This is a genomic window from Pseudoflavonifractor sp. An184 (genome assembly GCF_002160305.1).
Taxonomy (GTDB): Bacteria; Bacillota; Clostridia; order Oscillospirales; family Oscillospiraceae; genus Lawsonibacter; species Lawsonibacter pullicola.
On sequence record NZ_NFKI01000055.1, the window covers coordinates 1 to 20,168 of the forward strand.

At 63.4% G+C, this 20,168-nt stretch carries 20 protein-coding genes and 3 tRNA genes; 6 read left to right on the forward strand and 17 right to left on the reverse strand.

Annotated elements, in window-relative coordinates; genetic code table 11:
* Positions 1-219: 219 nt before the first annotated feature.
* Both B5F19_RS13830 and B5F19_RS13835 read right to left on the reverse strand, forming a co-directional pair.
* A tRNA-Met gene (locus B5F19_RS13830) sits at positions 220-295 on the reverse strand.
* Positions 296-298: 3 nt separating this feature from the next.
* A tRNA-Leu gene (locus B5F19_RS13835) sits at positions 299-385 on the reverse strand.
* 412 nt (positions 386-797) lie between these two features.
* Between B5F19_RS13835 and B5F19_RS13840 the strand changes: the two genes are divergently transcribed.
* A complete protein-coding gene (locus B5F19_RS13840) occupies positions 798-1,004 on the forward strand; it encodes a hypothetical protein (RefSeq protein ID WP_343219432.1) in 207 nt (68 codons plus the stop codon).
* Positions 1,005-1,191: 187 nt separating this feature from the next.
* Here the strand turns inward: B5F19_RS13840 and B5F19_RS13845 are convergent.
* The 9 genes from B5F19_RS13845 to B5F19_RS13885 all read right to left on the reverse strand — a co-directional run bounded on the left by B5F19_RS13845 (position 1,192) and on the right by B5F19_RS13885 (position 8,371).
* Positions 1,192-1,268, reverse strand: a tRNA-Arg gene (locus tag B5F19_RS13845).
* A gap of 266 nt (positions 1,269-1,534) precedes the next feature.
* Positions 1,535-1,846 (reverse strand): YbjQ family protein, encoded by a 312-nt coding sequence (locus B5F19_RS13850; protein WP_087291453.1) that lies wholly within the window; start codon positions 1,844-1,846, stop codon positions 1,535-1,537.
* Positions 1,827-2,090 carry a hypothetical protein gene (locus tag B5F19_RS13855; RefSeq protein ID WP_087291455.1) on the reverse strand — a complete coding sequence of 88 codons (264 nt, stop codon included), beginning with the start codon at positions 2,088-2,090 and terminating at the stop codon, positions 1,827-1,829. Before B5F19_RS13855 ends, B5F19_RS13850 begins: the two co-directional genes overlap by 20 nt.
* Positions 2,074-2,337 (reverse strand): hypothetical protein, encoded by a 264-nt coding sequence (locus B5F19_RS13860; RefSeq protein WP_087291457.1) that lies wholly within the window; start codon positions 2,335-2,337, stop codon positions 2,074-2,076. Before B5F19_RS13860 ends, B5F19_RS13855 begins: the two co-directional genes overlap by 17 nt.
* On the reverse strand, positions 2,321-2,971 hold the full coding sequence (locus B5F19_RS13865; protein ID WP_087291459.1) for a MerR family transcriptional regulator: 651 nt from the start codon (positions 2,969-2,971) through the stop codon (positions 2,321-2,323). Before B5F19_RS13865 ends, B5F19_RS13860 begins: the two co-directional genes overlap by 17 nt.
* 50 nt (positions 2,972-3,021) lie before the next feature.
* Positions 3,022-3,843, reverse strand: coding sequence for a YhfC family glutamic-type intramembrane protease (locus tag B5F19_RS13870; RefSeq protein ID WP_087291461.1), 822 nt, complete (start codon positions 3,841-3,843; stop codon positions 3,022-3,024).
* Between the two features lie 146 nt (positions 3,844-3,989).
* On the reverse strand, positions 3,990-5,018 hold the full coding sequence (locus tag B5F19_RS13875) for a glycosyltransferase (RefSeq protein ID WP_087291463.1): 1,029 nt from the start codon (positions 5,016-5,018) through the stop codon (positions 3,990-3,992).
* Positions 5,019-5,212: 194 nt separating this feature from the next.
* Entirely contained in the window at positions 5,213-6,385 is a 1,173-nt protein-coding gene (gene glf, locus B5F19_RS13880; RefSeq protein WP_087291465.1) for a UDP-galactopyranose mutase, read from the reverse strand.
* A 207-nt stretch (positions 6,386-6,592) separates the two neighbouring features.
* A complete protein-coding gene (locus B5F19_RS13885) occupies positions 6,593-8,371 on the reverse strand; it encodes a CvpA family protein (RefSeq protein ID WP_242972821.1) in 1,779 nt (592 codons plus the stop codon).
* A gap of 201 nt (positions 8,372-8,572) precedes the next feature.
* On the opposite strand from B5F19_RS13885, the gene B5F19_RS13890 reads away from it, so the two are divergent.
* Positions 8,573-9,001, forward strand: a complete 429-nt coding sequence (locus tag B5F19_RS13890; RefSeq protein WP_087291467.1) for a CBS domain-containing protein — start codon at positions 8,573-8,575, stop codon at positions 8,999-9,001.
* Positions 9,002-9,118: 117 nt separating this feature from the next.
* Here the strand turns inward: B5F19_RS13890 and B5F19_RS13895 are convergent, their stop codons facing one another.
* The 3 genes from B5F19_RS13895 to B5F19_RS13905 form a co-directional block, all read right to left on the reverse strand.
* The gene (locus tag B5F19_RS13895) at positions 9,119-11,797 is read right to left on the reverse strand and encodes a cation-translocating P-type ATPase (protein WP_087291469.1); all 2,679 of its coding nucleotides are present in this window, start codon (positions 11,795-11,797) and stop codon (positions 9,119-9,121) included.
* Positions 11,798-12,239: 442 nt separating this feature from the next.
* Positions 12,240-13,211 (reverse strand): tRNA-dihydrouridine synthase family protein, encoded by a 972-nt coding sequence (locus tag B5F19_RS13900; RefSeq protein ID WP_087291471.1) that lies wholly within the window; start codon positions 13,209-13,211, stop codon positions 12,240-12,242.
* A gap of 43 nt (positions 13,212-13,254) precedes the next feature.
* Positions 13,255-14,172: an FAD-dependent oxidoreductase gene (locus B5F19_RS13905; RefSeq protein ID WP_087291473.1), complete on the reverse strand. Its 918-nt coding sequence runs from the start codon at positions 14,170-14,172 to the stop codon at positions 13,255-13,257.
* Between the two features lie 265 nt (positions 14,173-14,437).
* Here B5F19_RS13905 and B5F19_RS13910 point away from each other — a divergent pair, with 265 nt between their 5' ends.
* From B5F19_RS13910 to B5F19_RS13920, 3 genes are read left to right on the forward strand one after another with little or no spacing between them, the layout of a single operon-like run.
* Positions 14,438-14,767 carry a DUF6442 family protein gene (locus B5F19_RS13910; protein WP_087291475.1) on the forward strand — a complete coding sequence of 110 codons (330 nt, stop codon included), beginning with the start codon at positions 14,438-14,440 and terminating at the stop codon, positions 14,765-14,767.
* A 13-nt stretch (positions 14,768-14,780) separates the two neighbouring features.
* The gene (locus B5F19_RS13915) at positions 14,781-15,089 is read left to right on the forward strand and encodes a DUF6442 family protein (protein WP_087291477.1); all 309 of its coding nucleotides are present in this window, start codon (positions 14,781-14,783) and stop codon (positions 15,087-15,089) included.
* Positions 15,090-15,103: 14 nt separating this feature from the next.
* Positions 15,104-15,310, forward strand: coding sequence for a helix-turn-helix transcriptional regulator (locus B5F19_RS13920; protein WP_087291479.1), 207 nt, complete (start codon positions 15,104-15,106; stop codon positions 15,308-15,310).
* 57 nt (positions 15,311-15,367) lie between these two features.
* On the opposite strand, the gene B5F19_RS13925 is transcribed toward B5F19_RS13920, so the two are convergent.
* On the reverse strand, positions 15,368-17,053 hold the full coding sequence (locus B5F19_RS13925; protein ID WP_087291481.1) for a Na/Pi cotransporter family protein: 1,686 nt from the start codon (positions 17,051-17,053) through the stop codon (positions 15,368-15,370).
* 425 nt (positions 17,054-17,478) lie between these two features.
* On the opposite strand from B5F19_RS13925, the gene B5F19_RS13930 reads away from it, so the two are divergent.
* Positions 17,479-18,249, forward strand: coding sequence for an HAD family hydrolase (locus B5F19_RS13930; RefSeq protein WP_087291483.1), 771 nt, complete (start codon positions 17,479-17,481; stop codon positions 18,247-18,249).
* A 129-nt stretch (positions 18,250-18,378) separates the two neighbouring features.
* On the opposite strand, the gene B5F19_RS13935 is transcribed toward B5F19_RS13930, so the two are convergent.
* Together B5F19_RS13935 and B5F19_RS17735 are read right to left on the reverse strand one after the other, a co-directional pair.
* Positions 18,379-19,782: a trypsin-like peptidase domain-containing protein gene (locus tag B5F19_RS13935; protein WP_087291485.1), complete on the reverse strand. Its 1,404-nt coding sequence runs from the start codon at positions 19,780-19,782 to the stop codon at positions 18,379-18,381.
* On the reverse strand, positions 19,769-20,168 hold a 400-nt coding region (locus B5F19_RS17735), incomplete at its 5' end, for a hypothetical protein (RefSeq protein ID WP_204248334.1). The genes B5F19_RS17735 and B5F19_RS13935, both read right to left, overlap by 14 nt.

A 20,168-nucleotide genomic window follows, 5' to 3' on the forward strand; every position in this document is an offset into this window, starting at 1 on the left:
ACCCTGGACACCTACGCCCACGTGACCACCTCGGCCCAGCGGCAGGCGGCGGAGGCCATGGAACACGTTCTCTCCGGCAGTTTATAGCCCTCTCCAGTCCGGAAAAATTCCCGTATGGGTCAGAATCTGGGTCAGATTTAAAAGCCAAAAATAAACCCCTCAAAAAAGTTGCAGAAAACAAAAATAATCCGCTGGAATCAGACGATTCCAGCGGATTTCTGGTTGCGGGAGGAGGACTTGAACCTCCGACCTCCGGGTTATGAGCCCGACGAGCTACCAACTGCTCTATCCCGCGATATGGTGCCGGAGACCGGGGTCGAACCGGCACGGGATTACTCCCACGGGATTTTAAGTCCCGGGCGTCTGCCAATTCCGCCACTCCGGCAACGGGTGGGTCCAGTCTCGTTTAAGCGCTTTACTAGCATATCATATGGCAAGGATAATGTCAAGTGAATTTTAAAAAATTTTTGAAATAGAATTTGTGGGACTACAATAGATATTGGACAGAGGAAGAAGAAGGATAATGCCTCATCAGTTAAAACTGGAGTTGCGGGCACCAATGCAACAAGAGTGCGCCATAGTATGGCCTATTACTCCCCTTTGAGATGTAGCACTATGAGCTAGAATTTCGTTGTTGAAGGTATCCAGTAGGATCATCCACTCTCAGCAAGCTATTCCAACTTTAAGCACGGCCAATCGCAGAGCACAACCTGAAGGCCACCCAGGGCGACACGGGCCATGCGGAGATCGACATGATTACCAGCGCGTATGCCCATATCCTGGATTAGGACCGGAAGGTGAACGCCCAGAAGTTCGAGGACGCCTTCTACGCCAGCGCCAATCCCGATCTGCGGACGGTGCGCCCTCCGGCAAAACCCCAGGGGCCGAAGGAGCCGGAGAGTGTGTCGCTGGACCTGGAGGCCCTGGTGGAACAGCTCCGCAAGTCGCCGGAACTGGCCAACACCCTGGCCGCATTGCTGGCGGCGGCCCCATCCGAAAAATAGGTCGGAAAAATCGTTTTAGCAAAGTGTCGATTTTTATTAGCAAAATCGAAAAAAGTGTTCGAAGCCAATTAGCAGGGATACAGCGGGAAATGTATAAAATTGTTCCGGCGGAGCGGCAAGACTGCCCAAAGGAAACGATAACAAAAACCGCTGTAAACCATTGAAAAACGGCTTACAGCGGTCATTTTGGCACCCCCGGCGAGACTCGAACTCACTACATTCCGCTTAGGAGGCGGACCCTCTATCCCGGTGAGGTACGGGGGCATATACAGAAAATATTCCATTATGAAGGGCTCCAGGGTTCGAACGGTTCGATTGTTAGGAGGCGGCCGCTCTACCCAACTGAGCCACGGGGGTATACGGGTATCCGGCCTATGGTACAGGCGGATAGGTACCGTACCATTTTATCCGGTTCCGGGCTGTCTGTCAACGGTGGAAATGACAGAAGCGGGCCGGGCGGCGTGAGTGCCGCCCGGCCCGAAGTGCGGTTCCCGCCCGCTTCAAAGAACAGGGCGCGGGTCGGAGCCGGGTCACCTGTACCGCACTGCGGTTCCGTAGGCGATGACCTCGGCGGCCCCCTGCATCACCGAGGCCGAGCCGTACCGGACGTTGATGACCGCGTCCGCCCCCAGGGCCTCCGCCTCATCCACCATGCGCTTGGTGGCAATCTGGCGGGCCTCGATGAGCATCTCGGTGTAGCCGGTGATCTCGCCGCCCACCAGGGTCTTCATCCCGGCCATAAAATCCTTGCCGAAGTTTTTGGACTGGACCACGGTGCCCTTTACCAGGCCCAGGGCCTCGATTTCTTTTCCGGGGACGTACTCAATATTTAGCAGCAGCATCAAATTCTCCTCCTTCGATTTCTTGGAAGCGCTGTTTCAAGATAGGCCAGATAAAGAGGACCGGGACGCCCACGATCAGCGTCAGAATCCCCAAAACGGTCTGGAGCCACGGGAGTTCCGGAATCAGGGAAATGCTCCACAGCAGGACGATCACCGCGGCCAGGCGCAGGGCGGCAAACAGCAGAGCCCCCTGGACAGCCTCCCGCTTTTGGCGGCGGCGTCTTTGTTCAATATCGCTTGGCATCCTCTTCCTCCCCTCCGCTGATCTCGTGCAGGCGCTGGATGGTGGCGGCAATCACGCCGCCAATCACCGCCGCTCCCGCCAGGACATATAGAGCCATGAAGCCCAAGGCAAAGGCGTTGGCGCCTCCCATGGCCAGAAAGGCCAGCAGTATGCTGCCCACGATCAGGAACACTACCGCAATCACGCAGACGGCCACGAACACCGGCGTGATCCGGCTGGGGCGCTTGGGATCAGTACTGTTTGGCATCGTCCGCCTCTCCTTTCTCAATCTCCCGGAACCGCTGCGCCACGGCCAGCAGCACTCCGAAGATGACCACGCCGGGGATGGCCACCAGGACCACCACCAGAGGCGTGGGAACCGGGTCCTCCTCCAAGGCGAAGCCATAGAGCATCAGGGCGATGAGCCCGGCCATGAGCAGCACCGTCAGCACGGTGACCACAGCCGGAGCCACATACCGCACCCGCTTGGTGTCCTCCCGCTGGCGGTTGAGGAAGGTGGTCCCTTCACGCTCCATGACCTCCATCTGGGAGAGCAGTTCATCGGTCTCCAGGTCGTCCAGCTGCTGCTCCCGGTCCTTCAGGGTGCGGCACAGCTCCATGGAGTGCTCCAGGTTCCGCCGCTCCCGCTCCAGGCTGATGAGGTGGCGGCGCATGCCGTCCCCCACGGTGTGGGCCCCGGACTGCATCTGCCGGATCTCCTCGATGGGGACCCCCAGCTTCCGCAGGAGCTTGATCTGCTTGAGCTGCTCCACCTCCCGGGGGCCGTACTCCCGGTAGCCGTTTTGACTGTTCCGGTGGGGCTTTAAGAGCCCCTGATCCTCGTAAAACCGAATGTTCTTCTTGGTGATGCCCACCTGGGCCTCTACCTCGTTGATCTTCACCGAAGCATCCTCCTCTTGTGGATAGGATAGACCTTCCACCTGGGGGAAAGTCAAGTGATTTCCGGGATTTTTTGTCCTGAAAGCCGCAGAGAGGCATAGGTCCGGCGGGCCAGCAGGACCAGGCCCACGGCCCAGATCAGGGCCGCCAGCTCCACCCCCGCGATGGGCAGCCAGGCGGAGGTCAAAATGGCACAGGCGTCCACCCCTGCATGGAGCAGGATGGCCAGCACAAGCCCCTTCCACGACCGGTTCCCCACCGCCGCGTATACCAGCACCGAAAGGGACAGGTGGATGGCGATGGCCACCACCCGCTCAAAGCCGCTCCACAGATACATCCCCGCCGGGGCGGTGACCAGAGGGACCAGGGTCGCGATCTGAGCGTCGGACAGAGGGCCCGTGCCCATCAGGGCCTCCACCCCCGCCAGTCCGTCCTGGTTCAGGGCCACGGAGACCAGCAGGTTGTTGAGCATCATGCTCCCCGCCAGCAGGGCGGCCTCGATGCCGCCGTGGCCCGCTCCGTACATGAGGGCGTCCTCCGGCCCACGGCTCCAGCGCCTGGTCAGGCGGAAGGCGGCCCAGCGGCCGCACTCCTCAAAGATTCCGGCCATAGCCCCGCCGAACAGGGCGTACAGCCACAGGTTTCCCGTGACAGCGCCCCCCATGGGGCCGTACAGAACCGCCCGGTTGACGCTTCCCTCCAGGGTCAGGGCGAACAGGGGGAATACCACACAGCCCAGCAGAAAGAACCGCCAGCGGCCTCCGAACTTCCTCCGGAACACCAGCCCCAGGCCCAGGGGAAACACCACCGTAAACAGACCCACCAGGGCCATGACCGCCATGGCGGCAGAGGACACATTCCAGCTTTCCGGCATTTCGCCTCACTCCTTTCGGAGGGAAGCATATTCGCTCCAGCCAGGGGAAAGTCAAGAAAAAGTTTCAAATTTTTAACCTTCCACCAGGTGGAAAGCAATGCTTTTCAGAAAAAACGCGCCCGCAGAGGATGCGGGCGCGCAGTCGTTCAGTTGAACTTATAGATTTTCCGCACCAGCCGGTAGAGGCGCACCGACAGCTTCCGCCCCTGGTAGCCGGGGAAGTTGGTAAAGGCGGACACCGCCCGGTACTTCATCTTGTGATAGATCCCCGCGTCCACCGTGCGTAAATACTCCCACAGCTGGGTCTTTTTGCCCAGGGCCTCGGGGCTGCCGTCGATGAGCAGGAAGATGGAGGAGACGGTCATCATCATAGCCAGGTAGTTGAACATGTACCGCGCCAGCTTCTTGTGCTCCGCCGCCACCTTCCGCAGGTTGTGGGAGGCGATCATCTGATAGGTGACCCGCAGCTGCTGGTCCACCCGGGTGACCATCACCTTCTCGTTGACGCTCTGGTCCGCCCGGCCGATGAAGTAGCGGTACAGGTCCACATCCAGGTAGTACATGTTCTTCACCCAGGGCAGGGGCTGGTAGACGAAGATGTTGTCCACATAGAAGGTGTGCTTGGGCAGTTCCAGGCCGCAGTCCCTTAAAAGCTGGGTGCGGTAGATCACCGAGTGCATGAGCAGGTACTGGGAGGGGCGGAACCGGCCGATCTGCTCCCAGCCGAACACCCGGTTCCGGGGGAACACGTTCCGGTAGTGCATCACCCGCTGGGTGTTGTCCTCCACATGCTCATACACGTAGTTGCAGATGAGCATGTCCACCGCCTTTTTGTCCCGGACAAACTGGCGCAGCTTGTCCAGGGCTTTGCGGAGGGAGGGTACGTCCACCCAGTCGTCGGAGTCCACCACCTTGTAGTAGATCCCCCGGGCGTTGCGGAGTCCCTGGTTGACCCCCTCCCCGTGGCCGCCGTTGGGCTGGTGGATGGCCCGGACGATGTCCGGATACTGCTCGGCGTAGCGGTCGCAGATGGCGGGGGTGTCGTCCTTGGTGGAGCCGTCGTCCACCAGGATGATCTCAATGTCGTCGCCCCCCTGGAGCAGGGTATCCACACAGTGCTCCATGTAGGCCGCCGAGTTGTAGCAGGGGACGGCGAAGGTAATCAATTTGTCCATGTTTTCTTTCTCCATTTTTGTAGGGGCGGCCTTTGGCCGCCCGACAAGATTGAGCGCTGTTGGCAATGCGGGCGGCCAAAGGCCGCCCATACAGCATTGCGGTGGTTTGTGTGTGATACCAGCATATCCGCCAGTTCCAGAGCCCGGGCCACGATGGCGTCCTCGTCGCCGCAAAGTCCGCTCCGCCCCGCAGATTAAATCAGCTGATCGGACAGCTCCAATGCCCGGGCCACGATGGCGTCCATATTGTAGTACTTGTATTCCGCCAGGCGGCCCAGCAGGCGGAGGTTGGGGAAGCGGCCCGCCGCCTCCTGATACCGGGCATACAGGGCGTTGTTCTCCGGGTTGATGATGGCGTAGTAGGGGGTCTCCTCCGGGGCGCCGGTGTAGGAGCGGGAGTACTCCTTCACGATGGTGGTCACCCCCGGCTTCACCTGGCCGGTCATGTGCTTGAACTCGGTGATGCGGGTGTAGTCCTCGTCCACCGTGTAGTTTACGGTGCCGTAGCCCTGGAAGTCGTCCCGGGGCAGGGTCTCAAACCGGAAGTCCAGGGTGCGGTAGGGGAGGGGGCCGAACTGGAAGCCAAACAGCTCGTCCGCCTGGCCGGTGTAGATCACCGGGCCCTCAAACACTTCCCCGTCCACCCGGACGCGGTCCCCGGACAGGTCCAGCCGCTTCAGGGCGTCTGTCCCCAGCTCCACGGCGATGCCGGGGTGGTCCAGGAGCTTCTCAAACAGGGGGGTGTAGCCCTCCAGGGGCATGCCCTGCCAGGCGTCCTGGAAGTACCGGTCGTCCCGGGACAGGAACACGGGCACCCGGGCGGTGGTGTTGGGGTCGATTTCCTCGGGGGTCTGGCCCCACTGCTTCATGGTGTAGTGGACGAACACGTGCTCATACACGTAGTCCGCCAGGGCGGCAATCTCAGGGTCGGCGCTCTGCCGCAGCTCCAGAATGGTGACCTTCCGTTCCGGGCCATAGGCCTCCAGCAGCTTGTCCCCCAGCCGCCGTCCCTCTTCCAGGCCGAAGGCCGTCTCCAGAGAGGTGAGGTTGAAGGGGACCGGGTAGGTCATCCGTCCCCCCGTCTTCCCGTCTGGAATGTTGGCGATGACCCGGTGCTGATAGTCCCGCCACTGGGTGAAGCGGGAGAGGTAGTCGAACACCCGCTTGTTGTTGGTGTGGAAGATGTGGGGGCCGTACTGGTGGATGAGCACCCCCGCCTGGTCCAGGCAGTCATAGGCGTTGCCGCCAATGTGGTCCCGGCGCTCCAGCACCAGCACCCGCAGGTTTCCCCGCTCCGCCAGCTCCCGGGCGGTGACCGCCCCGGCAAAGCCCGCGCCCACAACCAGGGCGTCAAATGTATGATTCAAAAAAATCCCGCCTTTTTCTCTGTTGGGCCGGAGGTTCTCCGGCCATACACAACTAGTATACCATACTTCCTTCGGAAAGGAAATGAAATTGCCCTCTGGAAAAGATTAAAAATTCTTTTAGACGGCGGCTTCAGGAGGCGCGGAACAAGGGAGACATGTCCGTCTCCCCCTTCCGGCGGAGCTGCCTGGCGGTCTGTGGGCGGCGCATCACGCCGCGGGGACCTCGCCGGACTCCCCGGTTAGATCCCCGGCGGCCGCATCCGGCTCCGGCAGAGTGACCTGGGCCTGGGCCCGGCCCTCCACCGTGAGGGTATAGCCGTCTAGAATGGAGGCCTCCTCCTGACTGGCGGCGTGGGTGATGGTCACCCGATCCCCCACGTTGAGGATCACGGCCGTGGTGTTGTCCGCGGCGGACAGGGCATAGAAGACCTCCTCCCCCTCCAGGCGGACGAAGTAATAGGTGTTCCCCTCCAGCACCGCCGAGCGGATCTCCGCTACCGTGCCGGACGCCTCGGTCTGGGGCAGATCTTCCGTCTCGGTGACTCCGCTCTCTGACAGGAGCTGGATATACTCCTGCTCACACTGGGAGACGGTAGTCCCGGTGGCCACAATCTGGTACTGGGCCACGTTGACCATGGCGTACATCTTCACCAGGTTGGCCTGGTCCTTCAGGGGGATGAAGTAGGTGGGCTGGTCCGCGATGTTCAGCAGCAGGGGGAAGGTGGCAATATAGCCCAGGTCCTGGACCACACCCTGGGCGGATACTTTGGCCGCCTCCTCGGTGGCGCCGGGAGCGTCATAGAACTTGGTCTCCTTGGTGCGCTGATTGCTCAGGAGGAAACCCAGGTTGGACTGGTCCGCGTTGGCGGAGGTGACGCCGGTATACACGTACACATCGTCGTTGATGGCGATATAGTTGTAGCCCTGAGTGGTAATGGTCACGTCCCGCTGGCCCAGAACGGAGTTGATGAAGCCGTTGATCAGGGTGCCGTGGTAGTCGTACTGCTGCATGATGAGCTCAGGGGTGTACACATTGTCCACCCAGGTGGGGACCTCATCCTTGGCGTAGTACTGGCTCTCCCCGGTAATGGCGTTGCACAGCACCGCCCCATCGATGTCGGTGCCCCCGAACAATCCGATGGTTTTGACCACCTTGGGGGCGATCCACCAGGGATTGCCCTCCTCGTCGATCTCAAACCGTGGGGTGGAGAACATGAACGTGGGGTACTGGAACCGCAGGTGGCGCAGAATGTTCCGATTCAGGGGCTCAGAGAAGGAGTACTTCATCCCCTGCCCCTCGGGGAGGCGGACCACCTGGGCCTCCTGGGTGACCATGTCCACCACCACATAGGCGGGCAGACCCTCGCCCCGGTTGGTGAACCACTTGATCAGGTCGGCATAGGCGATGGGGGCCACCCGCACGGGCCGGCCCTGGTAGTTGATCTGGGTGGAGCTGTTGGAGTAGTCAAACTGACTGACCATGTCGCTGAGGGTGCCCATCTGCCGGTCCCCCAGGTAGTTGGCGGAGTCCCGGTCCAGAGTGGGGATCTCATTGAAGGAGATCTGACTGATGTCCTGGGTGAACTCCCCGTTCTCCACGGTGAGCAGGTCCCGGTAGGCCCCCGCCCGGAAGATGGGCAAGGAAACGATCTGGCCCACTACGATCACAACGACCATGGCGATGAGCAGGATGCCCACCGGCAGGCACTGCTGCTTGATGAAGGTGAGATACTCCTTCAGCTGTCCCCGCTGGAAGGGCTTCTCGCCCTTTTTCCCCCGGAACCCGGAGGTCACCAGGGCGCACAGCAGGTAGATCATGCACAGCATGAACACAAAGCTGTAAAACTCCCCGGCCTGGAGGTTGATGGCCGGGATGGCCACATAGAAGTAGACCGCCCCCGCAATCAGAGTAATCAGGAGGTTCAGCAGGACATTGCCCAGTCTGCCCCTGGGGGCCCGGGCCGCCGCGTCAGAATTTCGTTTCAAATGACATTCTCCTTTGCCGCGCCGGAGCGCGCATTGTAAACGGGACAAGTATACCTGTTTTCCCGTCAAAAAGCAACTGAATTCCATGGGTGAAACATTAAAAATTAGTTAAGATGCCGTGAGCGGCCCCGCTGGTATGTTTTTCCGCCCGCTGGGTATAATGAACGTACCGACACAACATTGGGAAAGGATGCGCTTTTTATGGAAATCAAAGACCTGATGAACCCCAGCGTGGTCACCATCGAGCCCACCGCCTCCGCCGCCCTGGCCGCCCGGCTGCTCAGCCGCCACAACGTGGGCTCCCTGCCCGTGTGCGGGGAGGACCGCCGGCTGCGTGGGATGGTCACCGACCGGGACATCGTCCTGCGGTGCGTGGCGGCGGAGGAGGACCCGGCCCAGACCCTGGTGCGGGACATCATGACCCGGGGATGCGCCTCTATCTCCCCCCACGAGGACTGCCGGGCCGCCACCCGTTTGATGGCCCAGCAGCAGATCCGCCGCCTGCCGGTGGTGGAGGAGGGAAAGCTGGTGGGCATTATCTCCCTGGCCGACCTGGCCCGGAGTCAGCGGTTCGACATGGAGGCCGCCCAGGCCCTGGGGGAGATCTCCGAAAATATCGTGCGGAGATAAAAAGAGCAGGCGGCGGAACCGCCTGCTTGTTTTTAAGTATCCCCCAAAATTGCCGCTGCTGCGGTTCCACAACCGCGCCCGGCACTGCCGAGCCAACGATCCCGGTCCGTTCACGCCCTACTTCCGCCCGGCCCTCTGTCGGGGACGGGCGGTGACGAAGGAGGGCTCCTCCTCTTCCTCCGGGGCGGAGCGCCGCCGGGAGAGGGCCTTGGCGCACTCGCAGATGGGCACCGGAGCGGCGGCCAGCACCAGCACGGTGAGCCACTGGGCGAAGTCCATGGGGACCACGGAGAACACCCCCTGGAGGGGCGGGATCAGCAGCACGGAAAGCTGGAGGGCCAGCCCCGCCAGAAAGGCCCGGTTCATGGCCGGGTTGGACAGCGCTCCCTGGGCGAAGATGGAGCGGTCCTCGCTGCGCACGTTGAAGGCGTGGAACAGCTGGCTCAGGGTGAGAGTGGAGAAGGCCATGGTGTTGGCGACGGCCCCCTCCATCCCGGGGGCGGCCAGGCGGGTGAAACCCAGAAAGTAGGCCGCCAGGGTGAGCCCGCCCACCATCAGCCCCTGCCAGGTCAGGCGGAGGGAGAACTTCTGGTCGAACAGCCCCTGGTCCGCCGGGCGGGGCGGCTGCTCCATCACCCCGGCCTCCACCGGCTCCACCCCCAGGGCCAGGGCGGGGAGGGAGTCGGTGACCAGGTTGAGCCACAGCAGCTGCACCGGCACCAGGGGCATCTGACCGAAATTCAGCAGAGTGGCCGCGAAGATGGTCAAAATCTCCCCGATGTTGCAGGAGAGCAGGTAGTGGATGGCCTTGCGGATGTTGGCGTAGATACCCCGGCCCTCCTCGATGGCCTCCACGATGGTGGAGAAGTTGTCGTCGGTGAGGATCATGGCGGCGGCCCCCTTGGCCACGTCGGTACCGGAGCGGCCCATGGCGCAGCCGATGTCGGCGGCCTTCAGGGCGGGGGCGTCGTTCACCCCGTCTCCCGTCATGGCCACGATCTTCCCCTTCTTCTGCCAGGCGTTGACAATGCGCATCTTGTGCTCCGGGGACACCCGGGCGAAGACGGAGAACTGGTCAATGTCCTCCTCCAGCAGCTCCTGGGGCAGAAAGTCCAGCTCTGCCCCGGTGAGGGTCCGGTCCCCGGGCCGGAGGATGTCCAGCTCCCGGGCCACGGCGGAGGCGGTGGCCTTGTGGTCCCCGGTGATCATCACCGGCCGCACCCCCGCCCGGTGGCACAGCTCCACCGCCGCCTTTGCCTCCGGCCTGGGCGGGTCCATGAGGCCGAACAGGCCCAGGAAGGTGAGGCCGCTCTCCAGAGTCTGGGAGTCCAGGCTGGGGGGCAGAAAGGCCAGGTCCCGCTCTGCCACCGCCAGCACCCGCAGGGCCTGCCCCGCCATCTCCTCGTTGGCCCGGAGGATGCGGCTGCGCTGAGGGGCGGTGAGGGGGCCGCGGGGCCCGGCGGTGCACCGGTCCAGCAGCACGTCCGGAGCCCCCTTCACATACACCCGGAACCCGCCGTCCGCCTTGGGGTGGACGGTGGACATGAGCTTTCGGGTGGAGTCGAAGGGCAGGTCGGCCCGCCGGGGCTGCTCCTCCTCCAGCTTGTTCTTGTCCAGACCCTCCCTGGCGGCGGCCACCACCAGGGCCCCCTCCGTGGGGTCCCCCTGGGCGGCGGGGGCCCCCGCCCGCCACTCCAGGCGGGCGTCGCTGCACAGGCACCCCGCCAGCAGGGCCTCCCGCCGGCGGCCTCCGGCGGGAATCCACACCTGCTGGACGGTCATCCTGTTCTGGGTGAGGGTGCCCGTCTTGTCCGAGCAGATCACCCCGGCGCACCCCAGGGTCTCCACAGCCGGGAGCTTTTTCACAATGGCCCCCCGCCGGGCCATCCGGCCCACCCCCAGGGCCAGGACGATGGTAACAATGGCGGGCAGCCCCTCGGGGATGGCGGCCACCGCCAGAGAGACGGCGGTGAGGAACATGTCCAGCAGGTCCTTCCCCTGGATGAGCCCCACCCCGAACATCACCGCGCACACGCACAGGCACAGGAAGGACAGGGTTTTCGAAATTTCCCCCATCCGCCGCTGGAGGGGGGTGTCCGTCCCCTCGCTGTCCAGGAGCAGCCCGGCGATACGGCCCATCTGGGTGTCCATCCCGGTGGCGCACACCAGGGCGGTCCCCCGGCCGGCGGTGATGAGGGTGCCCGAGATGACCATGTTGGTCCAGTCCCCCAGAGGGGCGTCGGCGGGCAGGGACTCCGACGGGGCCTTCTCCACCGGCACCGACTCCCCGGTCATGGGGGACTCGTCCGCCTGGAGGCGGCTGCACTCCAGAATCCGGGCGTCGGCGGGGACCAGGTCCCCCGCCTCCAACAGGATTACGTCCCCGGGCACCAGCTGGGCGGCGGGAATTTTCGTCACCTTTCCTCCCCGGAGGACGGCGGCCTGGGGGGAGGATAACTTCCGCAGCTCCTCCAGAGCCTGCTGGGCCCGGTCCTCCTGGGAGATGGAGATGATCCCGTTCACCACCACGATGACCAGGATGATGACCGCGTCCAGCCAGTCCTCCCCGCCGCTGGCGGCCAGGGACACCCCCGCCGCCCCCAGCAGCACCAGAATCATGGGGTCCCTCAGCTGCCCCAGAATCCGCCCCAGCAGCCCCTCCTGCCTGGGGGGCTCCAGCTCATTGGGGCCGTACCGCCGCAGGCGCTCCTCCGCCTGATGGGGGGAGAGCCCCCCGGGTCTGGCGTCCAGCTCCTGGAGAAGCTGGGCCACCGTCTCACTGTGCCAGCGGTTCATATCATCACGCTCCTTCCGTTTTCTTCCATTATACGAAAGGGCCTGTCCGCATTTTGGGGAAAACGGGGAGGACGAACTCTCCATACCGCAAAAAGAACCGGCCGCCAGCAGTCTGGCGGCCGGTTCCTCAGTTTGTCAAAAAACGCTGTTGAGCAGAATCAGTCTCAGTCTGGGCGGGGGAGCTCGAGGGGGCAGCGGCCCGCCTCGAATGGAATCAAATGCCCCGGAAACCTTGCTGTGCAAGGATTCCGGCAAGCGAAGCGCGGACTTTTGCGCCGCTGCGGGGCGCAAAAGTAACGGCATTTTTGCAGGCTGTCAGAAAAGTCCTTGGACTTTTTTGACAGCCTGAGAACCGGCCGCCAGCGTTGCTGACGGCCGGTTTCTGTTCCTGTCATTGTGCATGAAGGCGTACCCGGAGCGGGAGGGCAGGCGTCGCTCCCAATCAGAGGGGCGCGCCCGGCCCCCACTCCGCCTCCTCCCGCAGGGGGAGGGAGAACATCTGGTCCACCGCCGCCTCATAGGCGGGGGAGTCGGCCGCCTTGCGGATGCGCTTGAGGGGTTTTCCTTCCGCCCCCACAAACAGCCGGGACAGGTAGCTCCACAGCTCCTTCATGTGGAATACCGTGTTCCGCTGGCTGGCGAAGCGCTCCAGATAGGTGTGGTACAGCTCGTCGTGGAAGGCCCGGAGGGTCTCCTTGTCCGGTCCGGGGCCGCCCCTGGCCTGGCGCACCAGGGCGGGGTTGGCCAGCAGGCCCTGGCCGATCATCACCTGGTCCACGCCGGGGAAGTCCCGGGCGAAGCGGGCGCAGTCTCCGGCGGTCACCAGGCCGCCGTTGAAGCACAGGGGGCCCTGGTAGTGGTCCAGGGCGTAGCGGAACCACTCCGTGCGCACCGGGCGCTTGTAGAAGTCGGCGCGCACCCGGGGGTGGAGGATGAGCAGGGAGACCGGGTATTTTGCAAAAATCTCCAGCAGGCGGGGGAACTCCTCCGGGTCCTCCAGCCCAAGCCGGGTTTTCAGGGAGATTTTCATGGGGGGAGCCTGAGAAAAGACCGTATCTAGAAAACAGTCCAGCTCCTCCGGCCGGGCCAGCATCCCGGCCCCCTTCCCCTTGGCGGTCACCGTGCCCGAGGGGCAGCCCAGGTTCAGGTTCACCTCGCCGTACCCCATGGCGGAGAGCTCCCCGGCGCACCAGAGGAAGTCCTCCGGGTTTTTGGTCAGCAGCTGGGGGACCGCCCGGAACCCCTGATTGTGCTCCGGGAGGACGTTGCGCAGCTCCCGCGGAGTGAACACGTGGTCCTGGGTGGGGGAGAGAAAGGGCATGTAGTAGGCGTCCACGCCGGGGAACCAGCGGTGGTGGGCCCGGCGGAACTCCGAGCCGGTCACCCCCTCCAGAGGGGCAAAGTAGTAGTTCAAAGGTCTGTCTCCTGTCTTTCCAAGGTTTTGAAGGCGGGGGAGGTCAGTTGGGGTGCTCGTCCACCCAGCGGCAGGCGGCCAGCCCGGCCACCGCCCCGTCCCCCACGGCGGTGGTCAGCTGACGCACCCCCTTGGAGCGGCAGTCCCCGGCGGCAAACACCCCGGGCAGGCTGGTCTTGCAGTCCTCCCCGGCCAGCAGATATCCGTCCTCGTCCGCGGCGAGCAGGGCGGAGAAGGGCCCGTTCTGGGGCTGCTGGCCCACGGCGATGAACAGGCCGTCCACCTCCAGCTGCTTGGCCTGGCCGGTGATCCGGTTCCGGACGGTCACGCCGGAGAGGCCGCCCTCCCGGGTCAGCAGCTCCTCCACCGTGCTGTCCATCTCACAGACAATGTTGTCCCGGGCCAGCGCCTGCTCCACCAGCCGCCGGGCCCCCCGGAACTCCTCCCGGCGGTGGATCAGGGTGACCTGGGAGCAGATCCCGGACAGGAACAGGGCGTCCTGGAGGGCGGTGTCCCCGCCCCCCACCACAGCTGTCGCTTTTCCGGCGTAGAAGGGGCCGTCGCACACGGCGCAGTAGGAGACGCCCTGGCCCACCAGCTCCTCCTCCCCGGGCAGGCCCAGGGTGCGGTGCTGCACCCCGGTGGCCAGCACCAGGGCCCGGCACTCCCGCAGGGCGCAGTCGGTGGTCACCTGAAAGCCGTTCCCATGGGTGCGGAAGCCGGTGACCGACTCGTACTCCAGCTCCACCCCCAGCTCCTCCGCCTGGCGCAGCAGGTCCTCGGAAAACCGGCTGCCGGGGATGGAGGGCAGGCCGGGGTAGTTCTCCACCAGGGGGGAGAAGTTGATCTGTCCGCCGGGGGCGTTCCCCTCCAGCACCACCACCGACTTGCCCGCCCGGGCGGCGTACAGGGCGGCGGTGAGCCCCGCCGGGCCGCCCCCCGCCACAAGGATATCCGTCATGCTTGCAGCACCTCGCTTCCGGCGCCCGCCCGGGCGCCTTTTTTCCTATTGTAATCCATCCGCCCCAAAGGCGCAAGCCTGGAAGGACGGGACGGAGCGGGAAAACCAGTTTTCTTGACAGAGTGCCAAGTTTCATTGTTTTTTTGCCAAGTGTACTTGACATAACGAGGGCGGCGTGATAGGATAAGCTCACAGCAGAGGATGCTCCCGCCTCCGCCCCAAGGCGCCGGGGCCGGGAGGGGGCTCGAACTGGAAAGGAGCTTTTATGGATAAGAATGAAATCCTGGAGAAGAGCCGGAAGGAAAATCAGCTCCGTGACGAGGGGGTCCTGCACGCCCAGGAGAAGGGACGGAAGTGGGGCGTAGTTGGATTTTTAAGCCTGCTGATAGCGGTGCAGATCTACCAGTTGGTACTGGGACTGGACATCAATCTGCCCCAGGCATTCTTCATGGGCTATGTCTCCTGTGAGGCCCTGGGCGAATATGGATTCCGGCGGAAAAAGAGCTATCTTGGCCTGGGAATTGTGGCGGCCCTGGCCTGTGTACTCAATTTGGCGGTTTATGTGATGGACACCCTACCCGCGCTGCAGGGATAAGGAGGGAAACGGTATGGAAAAACAGGATATTCTGGAAAAGAGCCGGCAGGAGAAGACGGACGAGGGCGTCACCTACGCGGAAAACGAAGGCCGCCGGTATGGAGAGATCAGCTTTTGCCTGCTGGTTATCGCGGTGTTGGTCTATGACTTCACGAAGGGGCTGGACAACTATCTGCCCATGTCCCTGCTGTGGGCCTATCTGGCCGCCCAGGCTCTGGGTAAGTACCAGGCGCGGCGGGAGCGCAGATTCCTCTGGGGGATCGTGTTCGGGGCCGTCGCCTCCCTGTGCTTCCTGCTCTGCTATGTGCTGCGGACCTGGTGAGAGGGGGCGAGGGTTTGGATGAACAGCTGGTTTTAAAAAACCGTTTGAAGGTGGCCCGGGCGGAGAAGGGCCTGTCCCAGGGGGACCTGGCTCAGCTGGTGGGGGTGTCCAGGCAGACCATCAGCTCCATTGAGACGGGGCAGTTCAACCCCACCGCCAAGCTGGCCCTGATCTTGTGCATCGCCCTGGACAAGAAATTTGAGGACCTGTTTTACTTCTGAATGGACCAAAAAATCCCCTCTCTGCCGCCCGGCGGCAGAGAGGGGATTGGCGTATTATTAGATGTGCTGGTGGACCTTGGAGAGCTCCTGGGCGATGTTCAGAATGTGGTCGCCGATGCGCTCAAAGTCGGTGAGGAGCTCGGAGTAGAGGATGCCGCCCTCGGCGGAGCACTCCCCGCTCTGCATCCGGGCCAGGTGGCCCCGGCGGTAGTCCCGGGTCATGTCGTCGATGCGCTGCTCCAGGGCCGACACCTGGGTGAGCCACTCCACGCTCCCGGCCTGGTCGGACAGGAGCTGCTGGATGCCCTTCAGGCAGATGTCCTGCATGGAGACGATCTCCTGCTGGGCGGCCTGGGAGAAGGCGATGTCCCGCCGGTTGAGCATGCGGGTGTAGCCGGCCAAATTGTCCGCGTGGTCGCCGATGCGCTCGATGTTGCCGGAGATGGTGAGGAAGCTGCTCACTACGGCGGAGGCCTGCTGGTTGGTCTCATAGGCGATCACATGGGAGATGTGGAGGGAGATCTCCCGGTTCAAAAAGTCGATATACTCCTCGGTCTCCTCCACCTGGGAGAGCTCGTCCTCGTTCCGGTCCAGCACCGAGCGGAAGCTGGCCTCCACGTTCTCCTGGGCCATGAGCATCATCCGGTGGAGCTCATGCTGGAGCTGGTCCACCTGGATGGCGGACACGCCCAGGCCGCTCTCCTTGCTGCCCGTCTGGATGGGGGTGAGGTACTCCAGGTGCATGCGCTCGTCCTTGTCCTCGGGGCGGTCGGGCAGAATCTTCACCGCGGCCTTGGCCAGGTAGTTGCCCAGGGGCAGGAGGAGCAGGGTGGTGATGATGTTGAAGCTGGTGTGGGTAATGGCAATCTGGCCGGCGGGGGTGGCGGGCAGCACGCCGCTCAGGAAGCTGCCGAGGGCGCCGGGCAGCACCAGGGAGCCGTCAATCACGCTGGCGATGGGGAAGAGGATGAACAGGGCGGTGAAGATGACGGTGCCGATGATGTTGAACATCAGATGGATGATGGTGGTGCGCTTGGCGTTGCGGGTGGTGCCGATGGAGGCCAGCACCGCGGTGATGCAGGTGCCGATGTTCTGGCCGAACAGGACGAACACCGAGTTGGAGTAGGCGATGACGCCGCTGTTGGCCAGGGCCTGCAGGATGCCCACCGAGGCGGACGAGGACTGGATGATGGCGGTGAAGATCATGCCCGCCAGGATGCCCAGCACCGGGTTGGAGAAGTTGGACATGATGCCCACAAAGGCCTCCGACTCCCGCAGGGGGGACATGGCGGCGCTCATCATGTCCATGCCGATAAACAGCACGCCCAGGCCGGCGAAGATCTGGCCCACGTGCTGAAGCTGGGGCTTTTTCACAAAGACGGCCAGCACCACGCCCACAAAGGCGATGAGGGGGGCCAGCTCCCCCACGTCCAGAGCGATGAGCAGGCCGGTGACGGTGGTGCCGATGTTGGCGCCCATGATGATCCAAACCGCCTGGTTCAGGGTCATCATGCCCGCGTTGACGAAGCCCACCACCATGACGGTGGTGGCCGACGAGGACTGGATGACGGCGGTGATGGCCGCCCCCACCAGTACCCCTAAAAACCGGTTGGCGGTGAGCCGCTCCAGAATCTGCTTCATCCGGCTGCCAGCCGCGGCCTCCAGGCCGGAGCTCATCATCTGCATGCCGTACAGAAACAGGGCCAGGCCCCCCAACAGGCTTAAAAAGTCTGTCATCTGCATAAGATTGGAATCCTCCTCTTTCTCTCTCGTTTCAGGGAACTATCTATTGCTATTGTTTCGGGTTTGCGGTAAAAATATAAAAAGGCACAGCCCACGGGCCCGGCGCTCCGCCGGCTCCGCAGGTTATGCCAGTATTGTCCGATGAAGTTGTAGCAGGCCGGTTCCCTCCGGCCCGGGTCCCGATGCTCCCATGGCATTGTTCCCTCTCTGCACACCGCATTTCTTTCTTAACACATTCTTTATTATAGGGGCAGGTCCCGGGCACCGTCAATGAATTTTACTTATATTTAACATAGTTCAAACAATTTTCCATGGTTCAAACAAAAATGCGTACCCGGACAGGTCCGGGGGCGTGGATTTTACCAGAGCGGACGTCTCGGAAATCCGGGACCCGCGGCCGGACCAGAGAAAGGGAGGAATGATCCATGATCCAGCTGGTGGTCAGCGATATCGACGGAACTCTGCTGCAGGATGGGGCGAACGCCATCCCGCCGGCCATTTTTGAACAGATCGCCCGCCTGAAGGAGCGGGGCATCCGCTTCTGTCCCGCCAGCGGGCGGCAGTACACCAGCCTGCGGAAGCTGTTTGCCCCGGTGGCGGACCAGCTCTACTACCTGTGCGAGAACGGGGCGGTGGTCTATGGTCCGGGGGCCCCGGGCCCCATCCTCAGCCGCACAGAGATGGACCGGGACCTGTCCCTGGAGCTGTGCCGGGAGATTCTGGCCCATCCCCGGTGCGAGGTGCTCATCTCCGGGGCCAACACCAGCTACCTGTGCCCCAAGGAGGGGGATATCGTCTCCCTCATCCGGGACTTTGTGGGCAACAACGTGGCCCTCCTCCCCCGGCCGGAGGACATGCCCGAGCCCTTTGTAAAGGTGTCCGCCTACTGCCGGGACGGAGCAAGAGGGGTGGAGCCCGAGCTGGCCCCCCGCTGGAGCGGGCATTTCCACGCCGCCGTGGCGGGGGAGAAGTGGCTGGACTTCACCCTGGCGGACAAGGGGGTGGGGCTGAGGCGGCTGTGCGCCGTCCTGGGGGTCCCCCTGGAACAGGTGATGGCCTTCGGGGACAACTACAACGACCTGCCCATGCTGGAGCTGGCGGGCCGCCCCTATCTGATGGAGAGCGCGGCGGAGGAGCTGCGGGCCCGGTTCCCCCTCCGCTGCCACAGGGTGGAGGATGTGCTGGCCGGGCTGTGAGCGGCCCGGGCGAAGAAACAGCCCGCCCCGGCGCTCCCCGGTCCCATTGGGACCGGAAGGCGCCGGGGCGGGCAGATAAAAGGGGGAGAGAGAAAACCGAAAGTGGGATGGAATGGATCAAAGGGGGGCTTACCAGAAGAACCCGCCGAAGGGCCAGTTGTTGTAGTAGGACCCGCCGCTCTGGGAGTTGTTCTGCTGGTCTTGGCTGGACTGCTCCTGAATCTGGTTGGCCGCCTCGGTCTGCTCGTTCTGCTCGTCCAGGGTGACGGACAGCTGGACCTGCTGCTGGTTGCGGATCACCGTCAGGGTGACGGTGTCCCCCGCTTTATAGTTGCTGGACAGGGCGGCGGTGAGGGCGCTGCTGGAGTCGATGGCGGTGTCGTCAATGGCGATAATGATGTCGTTCACCTGCAGGCCGGCCTCCTGGGCGCAGGAGCCGTCGGCCACATAGAGGACGGCGGCGCCGGCGGAGATGCCATAGCGCTGGGCCTCGTCGGAGACGTCCTGCACCTGGATGCCCAGATAGGGCTTGCCGGTGACATAGCCGTGCTCGATCAGGTCGTTGATGATCTCCTTCACGTCGTTGATGGGGAGGGCGAAGCCCAGGCCCTCGGCGGAGACGCCGGAGCTGGTCTGCGTATACTTGGCGGTCACGATGCCCACCACGTTGCCGTAGCTGTCAAACAGGGGGCCGCCGGAGTTGCCCGGGTTGATGTCGCAGTTGGTCTGCAGCACGTTCAGGGTGGTGGTCTCCGTCTGGCCGGTGGTCTGGTTGGTGCTGCTGGTGGTGATCAGCCGGTCCAGAGCGGACACCAGGCCGTTGGAGAGGGAGTAGGTCAGCTCGCCCAGGGGGTTGCCGATGGTGTACACCGTCTCGCCCACCACCAGCTGCTCGCTGTCGCCCAGGGTGACGGGCTGCAGGCCGGTGGCGTCGATCTTCAGCACCGCAACGTCGTTGTCCTGCTCGCCGCCCACCAGGGTGGCGGTGTACTGGGCGCCGTCGGCAAAGGACACCTCAATGGACACGGACGAGTCGTCCACCGCATCCTCGATGACGTGATAGTTGGTGACGATGTACCCGTCCTGGGTGAGCACAAAGCCGGAGCCGCTGGCCGCCGAGGTGGTGGTCTGCCCGAAGATGTTCACCGAGGTGGTGGACACCGTGATGCCCACGCAGGAGGCCAGGTTGGCCGCGTACAGCTGCTCCGGGGTCATGGGCTGGCCGCCGTTGCTGTTGGCCACCGTGTCCACGTCCACCGTGGGCCGCTCGCCCTGGTAGACCACCGTGTCCGGCTTGGCAAACTGCTGATAGGCCGCCGCGCCGCCTGCGCCGGCGGCCCCGCCCACCACCACGCAGGCCAGCAGCAGGGCGATGGCCCGCTTGGTGAACCGGCCGGGACGCTTCCCGGGCGACTCAGGTCCGGGACCGGCAGGGCCCGGGACGGGAGCCGGAGAGGGGTCGGCGTAGTCGCCGAAGCCGCCGCGGTATCCGTCGTTCTCACTATTATAAAAATTGAATTCATTGTCTGCCATGATCAATCACTCCTCCGTGTGAAGCTGTGGGGGTTTTCCCGTTTGACAAGTCACAGTATACGGGAGAAATATGAAAAAAGCATGAAGAAACTTGGGGCCATTTTTTAATTTTTCTGCAAGAAATTGAAAACTGAGGGAAAAAGATGGGGTGTTTACCCAAAAAGCGCGCATTTTTTAAAGTTTTCTGAAATGCTTCCGGCCCCGGCCGCAGAAAAACAGCCGCCCGCAGGCGGCTGTTCAGCTTGTCGAAAAACCTCTGTTCAGACGAATCCGCCGGAGCGTTGGCGGGGGAGCTCGAGGGGGCGGCAGCCCGCCTCGAGTGGGATCGAATGCCCTGAATGCCTTGCAGAGCAAGGCGTTCAGCGAGCGCAGCGAGGACTTTTCCG

Excerpts from the sequence above, each read along its gene's own strand:
- B5F19_RS13850 (WP_087291453.1), bottom strand. The coding sequence starts at position 1,846 with ATGCTGCTGCTAAATATTGAGTACGTCCCCGGAAAAGAAATCGAGGCC.
- B5F19_RS13855 (WP_087291455.1), bottom strand. The coding sequence starts at position 2,090 with ATGCCAAGCGATATTGAACAAAGACGCCGCCGCCAAAAGCGGGAGGCT.
- B5F19_RS13860 (WP_087291457.1), bottom strand. The coding sequence starts at position 2,337 with ATGCCAAACAGTACTGATCCCAAGCGCCCCAGCCGGATCACGCCGGTG.
- B5F19_RS13870 (WP_087291461.1), bottom strand. The coding sequence starts at position 3,843 with ATGCCGGAAAGCTGGAATGTGTCCTCTGCCGCCATGGCGGTCATGGCC.
- B5F19_RS13875 (WP_087291463.1), bottom strand. The coding sequence starts at position 5,018 with ATGGACAAATTGATTACCTTCGCCGTCCCCTGCTACAACTCGGCGGCC.
- B5F19_RS13890 (WP_087291467.1), top strand. The coding sequence starts at position 8,573 with ATGGAAATCAAAGACCTGATGAACCCCAGCGTGGTCACCATCGAGCCC.
- B5F19_RS13895 (WP_087291469.1), bottom strand. The coding sequence starts at position 11,797 with ATGAACCGCTGGCACAGTGAGACGGTGGCCCAGCTTCTCCAGGAGCTG.
- B5F19_RS13905 (WP_087291473.1), bottom strand. The coding sequence starts at position 14,172 with ATGACGGATATCCTTGTGGCGGGGGGCGGCCCGGCGGGGCTCACCGCC.
- B5F19_RS13910 (WP_087291475.1), top strand. The coding sequence starts at position 14,438 with ATGGATAAGAATGAAATCCTGGAGAAGAGCCGGAAGGAAAATCAGCTC.
- B5F19_RS13915 (WP_087291477.1), top strand. The coding sequence starts at position 14,781 with ATGGAAAAACAGGATATTCTGGAAAAGAGCCGGCAGGAGAAGACGGAC.
- B5F19_RS13925 (WP_087291481.1), bottom strand. The coding sequence starts at position 17,053 with ATGCAGATGACAGACTTTTTAAGCCTGTTGGGGGGCCTGGCCCTGTTT.
- B5F19_RS13930 (WP_087291483.1), top strand. The coding sequence starts at position 17,479 with ATGATCCAGCTGGTGGTCAGCGATATCGACGGAACTCTGCTGCAGGAT.
- B5F19_RS13935 (WP_087291485.1), bottom strand. The coding sequence starts at position 19,782 with ATGGCAGACAATGAATTCAATTTTTATAATAGTGAGAACGACGGATAC.